Source organism: Francisella sp. 19X1-34 (assembly GCF_041102755.1).
GTDB lineage: Bacteria > Pseudomonadota > Gammaproteobacteria > Francisellales > Francisellaceae > Francisella.
In genome coordinates, this window is sequence record NZ_JBGCTX010000065.1 from 1 (window position 1) to 13,132 (window position 13,132).

The window sequence follows — 13,132 nt, forward strand, 5'->3', positions numbered from 1 at the left end:
CATTCTGTAAATCCCTTATTGTTATATTTAAAATATATAACCTAATTAAAATTTACACAATTATCTGTAAAGACCCGTTTATTATTTCTCCAATTAAAATCAATAATTATAAATATTTAGACATGAAGTAATTATCGAACTGAGGTTATAATAGAATTTGGGTTTTATGATAAGTTTAAACAATCTTGGGGTGAACTTTCTAAGGTATATACAGTAACTTGGCCAATAATTTTTAAATGTTATATAAAAAAATAATCAATATTTTTAATACCCTATAGCCAAAGCACTTGCTCGACGTGGATCTGCAGCACCATATACATATTCACCATCAGAGCCTACCGATTCAGCAGCGCCCATAGCAGCATATGGCACAACATTATTACCCATTTTTTTAAGTAAATTAATTGTATCTACAGATATTCCCTGTTCCACACCTAACTCTTCTGGCCATAGTTGACTATGTATGCGAGGGTTATTAACTGCTGATTGTAGATTTATATTATAATCAACTAGATTTAGAATTACTTGAAGGACTGTTGTGATGATACGACTACCTCCAGGTGAGCCAGTGGCTAAGAATGGATTACCCTTTTTATCCAATACTATAGTTGGCGTCATTGAGCTTAAAGGTCGCTTATTAGGAGCTACAGTATTAGCTTCACCTTGCACCAGTCCAAATACGTTAGCTACTCCAACTTTAGCTGCAAAATCATCCATTTCATTATTTAAGAATATGCCTGTGCCTGGTGCGATAATACCGCTACCATAAGAGTAATTTAATGTATAAGTATTTGAAACCATATTGCCATCTTTATCTATAACACTAAATTGTGTAGTTTGTAATTTTTCATGATCATCAGGATCAACCGTGCTAATATCTTTACTAGGAATATGTTTATCTGTATCTATTTTCTTAGCTATCTGCTTAGCATATTTTTTAGATAAAAACTTAGCTAAATCCATTTTTACAAAGTCTGGATCACCAAGATCTGCATTACGATCATTATAAGCATAGCTCATAGCATTACTCATAAGGTTTATAGTTTTGGCACTATTATTACCATAATCAGCTAATGGGAAGTTTTCTAATATATTTAGAAGCTCAATCAAAACTACTCCTCCAGAGCTTGGAGGAGGCATAGAATAGATAGTATAACCTCTATACGTGCCCTTAACTGGTTTCATCTCTTCAACATTATAGTTTTTAAGATCTTTTAAAGTAATCAAGCCACCATTTTTTGCCATACTTTTGGCTATTTTATGAGCTATTTCTCCTTCATAAAAAGCTTTTTTACCATGCTTTGCAATTAACTCTAAACTATGAGCAAGCTCTGGCTGTTTTAGTGTCTCTCCAACTTTGTATGCAGAGCCGTTTTTCTTATAGAAAATTCTCATTGCATCAGGAGACTTTTTCAACCATGGTCTAGCAGTTGCTAATGATTGATGTAAATCATAGCTCACTGGAATACCATATTTTGCTAATTTAATAGCTGGGGCGATTACTTGAGCAAGTGTTAATTTACCATATTTCTGCTGTGCATCAATTAACCCTGCCACTGTACCTGGAACTCCTGACGCACTATAAGATCCAGAGACTTTACTATAATCCACCTCTCCTTTTTTATTAAGAAACATATCTTTAGTAGCCTTAGAAGGAGCTTTTTCACGATAATTTATTGCTATATTTTTATGCTTATCTTTTAAGTGTATTAGCATAAAGCCTCCACCCCCAAGATTGCCTGCTCTTGGTAATGTAACAGCTAGAGCAAAACCAACAGCAACAGCAGCATCTACAGCATTACCACCTTGTTTGAGTATTTGCAGCCCAACTACACTAGCTAGAGCTTCTTGTGATGAAACCATTCCATGTTTCTGTACAACAGGTTGAGCAATCTGCATTTCCTCTTGAATAGGAATAAAATCATAACCACTAGGTACAGGTGCTGCAATAATTGATAAACTAGGTAATAACATTATCACAGACAAAAATACTACAAATATTTTTTTCATTAAAAGCATATAGTTCTATTAATTGATATATTTACTATAGCAAAAACTTTTTGATTAAAGAAACTCTTGTGAATATTTTTTATATTAAATAAATGTTTTATATATCTAAATTTTCTCTATTTAATTGGTTAATATTAGTTACTCCTGTTAGAGTCATTGCAACCTTCATTTCTTGAGCATATATATTTAACAAATTCTCAACGCCAGATTGACCTTTTGCAGCTAAAGCATAAGTTGCAGAACGTCCAAGTAATACCCCTTTTGCTCCTAATGCTAACATACGCACCACATCTAAACCTGAACGTACTCCAGAATCTACTAATATTGTCAAGTCATCTCCTATAGTATCAGCTATCTTTGGTAAAGCTTCTACTGATGAAGCCACTCCATCAAGCTGACGACCTCCATGGTTTGAAACAACAATCCCATCAGCACCTATCTTCACAGCACTTTTTGCATCTTCAGGATCTAAGATTCCTTTTATAATTAATGATCCTTTCCAAAAATCTCTTATCCATTCCAAATCATCCCAACAAATCGAAGGATCAAAATTTTTGGTTAACCAGCCAATATAATCTTTAAGGTTTATTTTCCTACCAAAATATGTTGATATATTTCCTAAATCATGAGGCCTACCAAATAGTCCAACATCAAAAGCCCATGAAGGATGCATACAAGCTTGTAATATTCTTTTTTGAGAAGAAAACTTACCTGACATACCAGAATGTGCATCTCGATATCGTGTCCCAGGTGTTGGCATATCTACAGTAAAGACTAACTTTGTAATACCTAAATCCTGTGCTCGCTGTAACATATTTTTCATAAAGTTACGATCTTTAAGCACATAAAGTTGAAACCATGCAGGCTCTGTTAATGTCGAAGTTACTTCCTCAATTGAGCATACTGAAACTGTAGATTGTATTAAATCAATACCACTATTTTTAGCCGCTTTAGCCAGTTGAATCTCACCCCTACGTGCATACATCCCACTTAGTCCCACAGGAGCCAATATAATTGGCATTGAAAGATCTTGACCAAATAGAGATGTTTTTAGACTCAAGTCCTTAACATTTTTTAAGACTCTTTGTCTTAGTTTAATCTTAGATAAATCTGACACATTAGATCGCAATGTTTGTTCTATATTTGCACCGCCATCGATATAATCAAAAAGAAAACGCGGAAGTTTTCTTTTAGCTGCTTTACGATAGTCAGATGGAGAGGAAATAATCATGAAACTCACCTTATGTTAATATAATTTTCTAGTAGCTACTAGCTTAGATTTTTAATTAAATCATTAAACATTATTTCTTTCAAAGAAATTAATGCACTATTCTCCATAACGTTCTTTTTCTAAAGACCTTAGTGAACGCCCTCTTGTTTTTGGAATCATAACAGCTCCTATAACAAAACTAACAGCTAAAAAGAAAATCATTATAGTTCCTGATATTTCAAATCCTAAGTCAGATATCATTAAAGGAACTACAAATGAAATCAATCCTACTCCTGCTCGTACAACACAAAACATCAAGCCCTGAGCTTGTGCGCGATATTTAGTATGAAAAAGCTCATTTGCGAATAATGCATAAAATGCTTGAGCACTAAATCCAGCAGCAATACCCCAAAAGACTATAAATAGTATTAACTCACTTGTACCCATTCCACCATAAGCTAATATTGCCCAGGCTATGATTCCCATAACTGAACTAATAGCGAATAATACTTTGCGCTTTATTTTATCTCCTAATCTAATAAAAACTACATAAGTTGAAATAACAGTGAAAATCCATAGGCCTCCTTGAAGTAAATTTGCATACCCATTAGATAGTCCACCTATCTTTTGATATATATAAGGCATAAAATATCCCATTGTACCTGCAACTAAATTCCAAAAGAAATAAATACCTATAAGAAAAAAGAACGCCTTAATATTAACCATCAATGTAAACAACTCTCTAAGCGATGTAACAAAAGATAAATGATTTTCTTTAGATTGCTGCTTAAGTTGCTGGTCTGACCATATTTTTGATTCAGCTAACTGTTGCTGTAATATCCAGGTAATTATAGCTATAACAAATAAATGAGCGAAAACAATTCGACTGCCAAGTAATCCTAATGGTGCTACTAGAACTGATAAAAATAATGTAATTGCAGGTCCCGCTGACCAGGCAAACTGACTCCATCCAACTTGAGCTGCTCTTTTATCATTAGGTGCTTCTTCAGCAATATAGGTCCAACCCGCGGGGATTAAAGCTCCAACTGAAATACCAACAATAACATACCCAGTTAACAACATCGCAAATGAGTGAGCAAACATAATCAACAAAATACCTAACATGTATATAAGCAAATCATATTTATAAATAAATTTTCGACCAAAATGATCAATCAAATAACCACTAAAAAGCGCGCCAATTGCTGCCCCAAAACCATTAGCACTTAAAGCACCAAGTAAGCCAGTCCAAATATCACTGATATGTAGATAATTCACCCACAAAGATAAACCTGCAGCTCCAGCAACAATTGCTCCTGATTCTAAATAGTTAGATGCTACTATTGCAATAGTAGCTTTCTTAAGATTATTCTTTTTTTCCATTTTAACCCCTTATGACCCACATGCTTTTGTTTTCCATTGCGAATAGTATTCTGATAACCCATTCAAACTAGTTGGTTCACTAATATATGTTTTGACTAAGTGAGAAGTATCTGAAGTCTTATTACGAATACATAAACTTGCTGCCCCTGATACGGCTCCAGTTAAATCTGTAGAAACAGAAATTTTAATATCTTTTTGAAGTTGAGCTATAATTCTACAAAGTAATGAATTCTTAGCAAAAGCTCCTTCTATAATAACGTCGTTTTTACTTTGAAGAAGCTCTAACTCATAGTTAATCATCAATGCAATATATAAAATTGCTAGTGCTGTACCATTAGTAGGAGCACCTATAATCTCTGGTTCTCTCTTAGGAAATGGTCCACAACCTTTACTAAAATTTGGCAAGGCCATAATATTTTGATTAATTATTGTCTGTATATCTATCTCTGATACCTTAGCACTAGGCAATGATGACAGAATTTTACATATTTGCTCAAACTCTCTGCCCCCCATAAATCTAGCACAACATATGGCTCTACCATGGATATCAATATTTACTAAAGTATCACGCTCTTCACAAATTTGATCAACTGATGAATAAGGTGAAAAACTAACTATCCAAGTGCCTGTTGAGATAATTGTTTCTTTCACTTTTCCGTAAGTATCCATATATCTTAGATAACTTGCATTACTATCATGTAAGCCTGAAAAGACGAAACACTCTTGACTAATTCCTGTTTCATCTGAAAACTCTTTTGATACATAGCCCAAAGGTTCATTTGCCCTATGTAATTTCGCAAAGTACTTTCTCCATCCCATTTTTTTTACAAGACTTGAAAAATCATTTGCTTGAATATCCCATAAATCAGTATGACATCCTAATGATGTAATCTCAGATACTAGTTTCCCTGTCATACGCCATGACCAATATTGCGGATATAATAAAATAGTAGTATTACTATTTAATTTTTCGGAGTATTTTTTCTGCAAAAAGAATAGTTGTTTACCTAAATTTAGCCCTGCTGGTAAATTAGGACTACATGTTTCATCAAAAGCTGGTCTAATTTGATTATACTCTTTATCATAAATACATACTCCTTCCCACTCATAGTCCATTATCGGTAATAATAACCCTGAAGTACCATATTCACTATCGCTATCTACTACAGCTGCTGTTGCTCCATGTGCTGAGATATTTATTGCTGAAATATTATATAATGCAGATATTTGCTTTAGCTGAATAACAAACCATGTCCATATACTTTCAATATCGGTATGAGGATAAGGCTCTTGTTGTATTATTTTATTTTTTCTACTTACATCAAAAACCGTATCATACAAGTCATTAAGCACTTGAAATTTAACATGTGTTTTACCAATATCTAAAATAGCGTAATACTTCATAGTTTAAAGACCACTCAAAGATTAAACAATTCCACTACCTGCTTGAGCAGATAATGGTGGACGCTTTGATGCTATAGAGCTTTTATAATTTCTAGCTCTATATGTTTGAACTAAATTGATAGCGCCATTTTTTTCTAATCTAGCTTTTTGTAAAATAGGTGTTACATCTATATTAAAAGCTGACTTAAGCGTTTGGCTTGCCATAATTGCATCATTATTTTCTTGGTAATGGTATAAAGCCTCACGATCAATTAATAGAGCCTGTAAATATGATCTTTGAACACTATCGGCAGATATCATTAAACTTTCAATAGGGTCTGTTACATTATGTGATTGATCAAGCATATAACTAGGATGATTAGCATTATCATTTAAATACTCTGAATCTATTAATTCATTAAATATTAAAAATTGCTGATATGGGTGTAGTGAGCCACTATCTAGATCATCATCACCATATTTACTATCATTAAAATGAAATCCTCCCAGTTTATTAAACTGAGCTAAACGAGATACAATCATCTCAATATTAACATTAGGTGCATGGTGACCTAAATCAACCAGACATTTTGCCTTATCCCCTAACGTTTGAGCACAAAGTATACTAGTCCCCCAATCTTGGATAACTGTAGAATAGAACGAAGGTTCAAACATTTTATGCTCAATTAGTATATGCCAATCTTCAGGTAGTGCTTGATATATTTGCTTAGCACTATCTAGATATCGAGATAAAGACCTCGAAAAATGCTGCTGGCCTGGGAAGTTAGACCCATCACCTACCCAAACTGTTAAAGCATCACTACCTAATGTTTTACCATACTCTATACACTTTATATTAAACTCTACTGCTGCATCTCTTACATCTTTGCTAGTATGAGTTAAGCTGCCATATTTATATGAGATTTTGTTTGTTGTATCATAATCTTGAAATGTATTGGAGTTTACCGAATCAAACCCAAGACCCAAATCATCAGCATATTCTTTTAAAGCTTTCATATCATCAACAACATCCCAAGGAAAGTGTGGAGATACTTTACTAGTGCACTGCGTTAACTGGTTAATAACACTGCAGTCTTCAAGTTTTTCGAAAATATTACGTGGCTCTGCTACCCCAGGAAAACGAGCAAAACGTGTCCCTCCAGTTCCAACTCCCCAACTAGGAACTGCAATAGAAAATGATTTAGCTTTTTCTAAAATAGTATTAATATCAATATTTTGTTTGGCCAACTGAGCTCCTAGTTGATTAAACCTTTGTTCCAAATCTTCTAGGAAAGGTTTATTTTGCTCTTGGATAAAGTCTTGGTTAAATAAATTGCTCATAAAAATCCCTTTTAGTAAATTAGTAAAGTAAAATATAACTACCTAGTAAATGATGGTGCGTGTCCAGCATCTACATTTAAGATATTTCCAGTTGATTTAGCTGATAAGTCAGAAACTAAGAAATAAGTTGCCTCCGCAATATCTTCAGGAAAGACATTACGTTTTAATAAACTACGGTTTCTATAATGTTCTTCTAACTCTTCATCTTTTAGATGATAAGCTGAAGCACGCTCTTCTCTCCATTTACCACTCCAAATTTTTGATCCTCTTAACACAGCATCTGGATTAACCACATTACAACGTATACCAAGTGGCGCACCTTCTAATGCAACAGCTCTAGAAAGCTGTATCTCAGCTGCTTTAGCAGTACAGTAAGCAGATGCATTAGGTGATGCTACTAAGCCATTCTTACTTGCGATAAATACAATAGAACCACCAACATTTTGTTTTTTAAGCACTTTAAAGCCTTCTCTTACTGTCAGAAAATATCCTGTGCTTAAAATATCCATATTATGGTTCCACATATCAAGTGTCGTATCCTCAAGTGCTGATGAGCTAGCAATACCTGCGTTACAAACTAAAATATCTAATCCACCATATTCCTGTACAGCATATTTATTAGCATTGACAATATCAGACTCTCTTGTAACATCGCATGCTACAGACCTCACCTGATCATATCCGTACTTTAGAGATAAACTATCTTGAACTTTTTTAAGTGAATTTTCATCAATATCGGCTAATACTACACAAGCCCCTTCTTTCAAAAGGCGCTCAGCAGTTGCACGACCAATACCTCCAGCACCTCCTGTAATAAATGCAATCTTACCAGAGAGTATTTTAGGAGGAGGCATACGCTTTAATTTTGCTTCTTCTAATAACCAATACTCAATATCAAATGCTTCTTGCTCATCTAATCCTTGATACTCACTAACACCATTAGCCTCTCTAATAACATTTATTGCATTTACATAAAATTCTCCCGCAATACGTGCCGTTGCTTTATCTTTAGCAAAAGTAATCATACCAACACCTGGTATTAAATAAACTACCGCATTAGGATCTCTCATTGCAGGAGAGTTCTCATGTTTACATCGATTATAGTAAGCTTGATAATTCTCACGATATGCATCCAGCTGAGCATCTAATTTTTCGGTAGTTTTTATTAGAGATTTATCCAAATCGTCCGATGGATCAAAATCTATTACTAAAGGACATATCTTAGTACGTAGAAAGTGATCTGGACAAGATGTTCCCAAAGCAGCCAATTTATCTAAATCTTTAGAATTAACAAATTCTAATACTTCTTGTGAGCTATTATAATGACCAATCTTGGACTGATTACCTGTAATTTTACCCCGTAATAAAGGCATAATTGCAGCGACAATATTTTCTCTCTCTAATATCGAAAGATTTTGCTTATATTTAGCTCCACCAAAGGCTGGTTTAGTATTATTCTTAGCTAGCCAATCTGCAGATTTTTGTATGATATCAAGAGTATTAAAATAGCACGATTTAGAAGTATCCCCCCAGGTAAATAATCCATGCCCTTCAAGAACAATCCCCTTTAAATGTGGTTGTGCTTTAGATAACTCTTCTAGCTTTAAGCCTAAATCAAATCCAGGACGCTGCCAAGGCAACCAACCAAGCTCTCCACCAAATATCTTTTCTGTGAGTTCTTCACTATTAATAGTACAAGCTATAGAAATAACAGCATCTGGGTGCATATGATCTACATGTGTATATGGTATAAACGCATGCAATGGAGTATCAATACTAGCAGCACGAGGATTTAAATTAAAAGTACAATGAGGCAAGTATCCAACCATTTCATCTTCATTTTCTAAACCTCGATAAAGTTTTTTTAACTGCTCTAATTTATCTAAATATAAAGTTGAAAATCCATCAAGCTTAATTGACCCAAGATCGCCACCAGATCCTTTTACCCATAAGATATTCTCATTTTTCTGAGTTAAAGGGTCTTCTTGTAAAATTTTAGCAGAAGTATTCCCACCACCATAATTTGTAATTCGTAGATCAGAACCTAATAAGTTTGATCTATATTGAAGTAACTCAGCCTCCGATAGGTTTTTAGCGTATTCATCATCCCATAAGTTTTTTAAATTGCTTTCCATAAACTTTTTAGAAAAAATTAATCTTAAATAAATACTATTTTAAACAACAGTCTATCTTCAACCTTTTTCATAGCAATATTTTATAGGCCAAAGAAAAATTACTTTCATATAACTTTATTATATTTCTAGAAAACAAATAATTGATGGAAATGTTTTATAAGTTTTAAAAGAAGATGCTATTCTAAGTTTGATTTAAAAATAATTTTAGCTCCAACAATTTGATGTAGTATATCACCATTATTGTTACCTATATCCTCATGTAATAAAAAAAACATTTTCTTCATAGCTAAATAACTTTGCCTAGTATGATTTTCTCTAACTGTCGCAAGTATTTTCCCTTTAGAGATGAGATTATAAATAGCTGCATTCATCCCCCTTGTAACAGCAAATAGCTTAATATCAGGTCGTCGATTATTTATAGCTTCTATAACTTTTGATAAATAGCGATTACTATAGATTGCTATGACACCGTCTTTAAGATACTTACTTATAATTAAGTCTATATTTTCTAAAATATTTTCAATAAAAATAGGCCCTACCATATTTAAGCTTTGAGCTTTTGCTTCCAAATAAAAGCCCAATAAATAGTCATTAGAAGATATTTCGTCACTTCTTGTTTTTAAAATAAGAACTTTTTCATTATCTCTAAGTAACGGAGCAAGAATATTAGCAGAAACTTTACCTGCTTTGATATAATCACTACCAATACTAACAATATCTTCATTAATCTCAGCATCTAATGCTATAAATTTTATTTTAGGATTTGACTCTATTATTCGTTCAATTTTTTTCTTTAATTGAGGTATTATTATAATCCCATCAGGTGATGCTCGCTCTATTACTTTTCTAAGTTGATTAATCTGCTCTTCGGGCTCATTTATATTAGTTTCAATAATATTAATTGAAATATTGTAGACTTTAAGCTCTTCATAGCCATTCATCAAACCTTTTTTAATATCTGCATAATAGTTTTCATTATGTGACTTTATAATAAAAGCATATATTTTCTTGTTTTTTTTTCTAGCTAAAGAGCTTCCTATTATATTTTTATTATAACCTAGCTCTTTTATTAAATTTAAAACCTTTTCTTTAGTTTCTGGATTGATATTCCTATCATCTCGCAACGCTCTATATACTGTTGCTCTAGATATATTAAGCCTATTAGCTATATCATTTTGAGTTATCATAAAGGTCTTATTAAACTATAATAGCTATACACTAAAATAAAAAATATTAATACTCAATATAAACACCAGCAAAAAACTCTTATAATTTATTTTAAAAGTATACTTATTGCTTTATAATCTCTGGTCTAAAATTATTAATAACTCATCAGATAGTTAACTTGTGACTTTCTCATTTTCAGAACTGTTTTGCTTAAAGTCTCGAAGCCATTCTTTCCACCCGTAATACACCAATACCAAGAATATAGCATATTGAAGAGCTGTAATATTATACCCTTTGTATATAAATAAAGGCACTGAGATAATATCCGCCAATGCCCATAAATACCAATTTTCTATCACCCTTTTGATTAATAAATAAATCCCAGCAAAAGAGATTGCTGTTACAAATGAGTCAACATAAGAGTAGGCTGGCAAATTAAGTACCGACACTTGTTTTTGTAAAGCATAAAGAAAAGGAGTAACAATAAGTGTAGCCACACCTATATAAATGGAAATTTTAATCTGATGCTTAGTTGCTTTAGTAACATATACTTGTACTTTACTATCGCCTTCGAGATGTCGCATCCATAAATAGAACCCTATTATAGCAGTAATTAAATAATAAAGATTAAGCAACATATCTCCAAACAATTGCCAAGTATATAGCAAGCAAACATAAATTATAGAAGAGATAAAACTAGCCACATAAACTAATATATTTCTTTTATAAGAAAAATATACACTTAACACTCCACAAATAGCTGCTACTGTTTCTAAAGATGTTTGATAATCTTTTAATAAGGCAACAAGTAACTGATAAATATAATGCATGTTAAATAATCTCTTTAGTTGTTATTATTCTATCTGGACCTATAGCCATTTTCATAGTTGCAAAAGCAACATCATGTACTCCATCTGTAGAATTTGATCTACTCAAATCTTTTATAATGTATGGTACTATTCCATCATCGAACATATCCATTGCTAATTTGATTAAACATACATTAGAAAATAGTCCCGCAATATATATCTCTGGATTGTTCAGTTTCGAGATTAATTCCTTTAGCTCTTTAGTATAAACAGTATATGTAGAATGCCAGATAAACTTTGCTTTTTCTGGCACGTCAATATCATTAATTAAAGATTTATCTTCTTCATTCTGAAAATCTTTCCATTTCAATTTAGTTTCAAATAGAGATTCTAGTTGATTTTCAAACATAGCAAAACAAACGTCATCAAAAGTTTTGCTAATATTATTAAAAGTTTTTGCCAAACTGTTTGGATTTATATAATCAAATCCCTTTTGCATATCTACAATAATTAATAATTTGGACATTATAATTCAATTCACTTATGTGTTGTTAAATAAAAGCAATCTACTAAGCTATCAAATATCTTTAGCTAGTATAACTTGACCGTCCCCTAATGCTTCTTCCATAGTAGCTAAGGCTACATCATTAGCAGCATTTCCATGAGGGGAACCACTTAAATCCCTTATAATATATGGTACTATTCCATCATCGAACATATCCATAGAAGTTTTAAGTAAACATACATCTGAGAATAAACCAGCTAAATAAATCTTTGTCGGTTTTAATTTTTCAATTATACTTTTCAACTCATCATTATAAACAGTATAATTATGATGATTAGAAAAATGAGTATTTCGAGGGACTTCCATACCATCGATAAGTTGTCTATCTTCCTCATTTTGAAAATCCATCCATTTTAGCTGTGTTTCAAATAAAGAATTTTTTCTATTTTCAAACATCGCAAAGCATACATTATCGAAAGAGAAAAAACATTTATTAAATTCTTTTATCAAATCCCTTGCTTCAGGGCAATCAAAACCCTTTTGTACATCTATAAGAATCAATAATTTAGACATATTCAATCATTCACTTTTTGTCTTAAAATAATATTAATTATTATAGTATAAGAAATAAAGAAAGTCTTTAGCTATTTTTAATATTTCTTATACTAAGTTATGTATAGTATTGTTTACCTTCCTTTAAGGAAATTTACAACCTATTAAATTATAAATCAGGAAGGCTGTTGCTAAAAGTTACAATATTTACTCTACATTTTAGCTTAGAACTATTTCCCTACAGCAATTTTATATGCTAAAAATTGTTATAAAATTTAATGATGGATAGGATATTATAAATGATTAGAAAAGCAATAATAATGAAGGTTTTTCCTAAAGCATTCGATGAGTACATAAAACGTCATAGTGAGATATGGCCGGAACTTAAAAATGCCATAAAAGCACATGGAGGACAAAATTATTCTATTTTTCTTTGTCGCGAAACTAGCCAGCTATTTGGCTATATTGAAGTTAAAAATGAAGTTCATTGGCAAGAAATAGCTCAAACGGAAATAATGCAAAAATGGTGGAAATTTATGGCTCCTTTGATGGAAACACAAGGACCCTTTACAGACTTTTGTGTAAATTTTTCATAGGCTACCAATCCTATCTTCAAATTTAATCATAAAATGTGCAA

11 protein-coding genes are annotated in these 13,132 nt (G+C 32.3%); 1 reads left to right on the top strand and 10 read right to left on the bottom strand.

Annotated elements, in window-relative coordinates; all coding sequences use genetic code 11:
* Window positions 1-264 precede the first annotated feature (264 nt).
* The 10 genes from ggt to AB8E56_RS09625 all read right to left on the bottom strand — a co-directional run bounded on the left by ggt (window position 265) and on the right by AB8E56_RS09625 (window position 12,516).
* The gene (gene ggt / locus AB8E56_RS09580) at window positions 265-2,010 is read right to left on the bottom strand and encodes a gamma-glutamyltransferase (RefSeq protein WP_329480487.1); all 1,746 of its coding nucleotides are present in this window, start codon (window positions 2,008-2,010) and stop codon (window positions 265-267) included.
* A 97-nt stretch (window positions 2,011-2,107) separates the two neighbouring features.
* Window positions 2,108-3,241 (bottom strand): FMN-dependent L-lactate dehydrogenase LldD, encoded by a 1,134-nt coding sequence (gene lldD, locus AB8E56_RS09585; RefSeq protein WP_329480489.1) that lies wholly within the window; start codon window positions 3,239-3,241, stop codon window positions 2,108-2,110.
* A gap of 96 nt (window positions 3,242-3,337) precedes the next feature.
* Complete coding sequence (locus AB8E56_RS09590; RefSeq protein WP_329480491.1) at window positions 3,338-4,603, bottom strand: MFS transporter; 1,266 nt, start codon at window positions 4,601-4,603, stop codon at window positions 3,338-3,340.
* Window positions 4,604-4,612: 9 nt separating this feature from the next.
* Entirely contained in the window at window positions 4,613-6,007 is a 1,395-nt protein-coding gene (locus AB8E56_RS09595; protein WP_329480493.1) for an FGGY family carbohydrate kinase, read from the bottom strand.
* A gap of 21 nt (window positions 6,008-6,028) precedes the next feature.
* The gene (locus tag AB8E56_RS09600; RefSeq protein WP_329480495.1) at window positions 6,029-7,327 is read right to left on the bottom strand and encodes a TIM barrel protein; all 1,299 of its coding nucleotides are present in this window, start codon (window positions 7,325-7,327) and stop codon (window positions 6,029-6,031) included.
* 38 nt (window positions 7,328-7,365) lie between these two features.
* Window positions 7,366-9,462: a bifunctional rhamnulose-1-phosphate aldolase/short-chain dehydrogenase gene (locus tag AB8E56_RS09605; RefSeq protein WP_329480497.1), complete on the bottom strand. Its 2,097-nt coding sequence runs from the start codon at window positions 9,460-9,462 to the stop codon at window positions 7,366-7,368.
* Between the two features lie 176 nt (window positions 9,463-9,638).
* Window positions 9,639-10,649, bottom strand: a complete 1,011-nt coding sequence (locus AB8E56_RS09610) for a LacI family DNA-binding transcriptional regulator (RefSeq protein WP_329480499.1) — start codon at window positions 10,647-10,649, stop codon at window positions 9,639-9,641.
* A 153-nt stretch (window positions 10,650-10,802) separates the two neighbouring features.
* The gene (gene pnuC, locus AB8E56_RS09615; RefSeq protein ID WP_329480501.1) at window positions 10,803-11,459 is read right to left on the bottom strand and encodes a nicotinamide riboside transporter PnuC; all 657 of its coding nucleotides are present in this window, start codon (window positions 11,457-11,459) and stop codon (window positions 10,803-10,805) included.
* Between the two features lies 1 nt (window position 11,460).
* Window positions 11,461-11,964 (bottom strand): isochorismatase family protein, encoded by a 504-nt coding sequence (locus AB8E56_RS09620; protein WP_329480503.1) that lies wholly within the window; start codon window positions 11,962-11,964, stop codon window positions 11,461-11,463.
* A 51-nt stretch (window positions 11,965-12,015) separates the two neighbouring features.
* Window positions 12,016-12,516 (bottom strand): isochorismatase family protein, encoded by a 501-nt coding sequence (locus AB8E56_RS09625; protein WP_329480505.1) that lies wholly within the window; start codon window positions 12,514-12,516, stop codon window positions 12,016-12,018.
* A gap of 278 nt (window positions 12,517-12,794) precedes the next feature.
* Here AB8E56_RS09625 and rhaM point away from each other — a divergent pair, with 278 nt between their 5' ends.
* Window positions 12,795-13,091: an L-rhamnose mutarotase gene (gene rhaM, locus AB8E56_RS09630; RefSeq protein WP_329480507.1), complete on the top strand. Its 297-nt coding sequence runs from the start codon at window positions 12,795-12,797 to the stop codon at window positions 13,089-13,091.
* Window positions 13,092-13,132 lie beyond the last annotated feature (41 nt).

What these genes read in the sequence shown, in the direction of transcription:
- AB8E56_RS09610 (WP_329480499.1), bottom strand. Translation starts at nt 10,649, where the DNA reads ATGATAACTCAAAATGATATAGCTAATAGGCTTAATATATCTAGAGCA.
- pnuC (WP_329480501.1), bottom strand. Translation starts at nt 11,459, where the DNA reads ATGCATTATATTTATCAGTTACTTGTTGCCTTATTAAAAGATTATCAA.
- AB8E56_RS09595 (WP_329480493.1), bottom strand. Translation starts at nt 6,007, where the DNA reads ATGAAGTATTACGCTATTTTAGATATTGGTAAAACACATGTTAAATTT.
- AB8E56_RS09620 (WP_329480503.1), bottom strand. Translation starts at nt 11,964, where the DNA reads ATGTCCAAATTATTAATTATTGTAGATATGCAAAAGGGATTTGATTAT.
- AB8E56_RS09625 (WP_329480505.1), bottom strand. Translation starts at nt 12,516, where the DNA reads ATGTCTAAATTATTGATTCTTATAGATGTACAAAAGGGTTTTGATTGC.
- AB8E56_RS09590 (WP_329480491.1), bottom strand. Translation starts at nt 4,603, where the DNA reads ATGGAAAAAAAGAATAATCTTAAGAAAGCTACTATTGCAATAGTAGCA.
- ggt (WP_329480487.1), bottom strand. Translation starts at nt 2,010, where the DNA reads ATGAAAAAAATATTTGTAGTATTTTTGTCTGTGATAATGTTATTACCT.
- rhaM (WP_329480507.1), top strand. Translation starts at nt 12,795, where the DNA reads ATGATTAGAAAAGCAATAATAATGAAGGTTTTTCCTAAAGCATTCGAT.
- AB8E56_RS09605 (WP_329480497.1), bottom strand. Translation starts at nt 9,462, where the DNA reads ATGGAAAGCAATTTAAAAAACTTATGGGATGATGAATACGCTAAAAAC.
- AB8E56_RS09600 (WP_329480495.1), bottom strand. Translation starts at nt 7,327, where the DNA reads ATGAGCAATTTATTTAACCAAGACTTTATCCAAGAGCAAAATAAACCT.
- lldD (WP_329480489.1), bottom strand. Translation starts at nt 3,241, where the DNA reads ATGATTATTTCCTCTCCATCTGACTATCGTAAAGCAGCTAAAAGAAAA.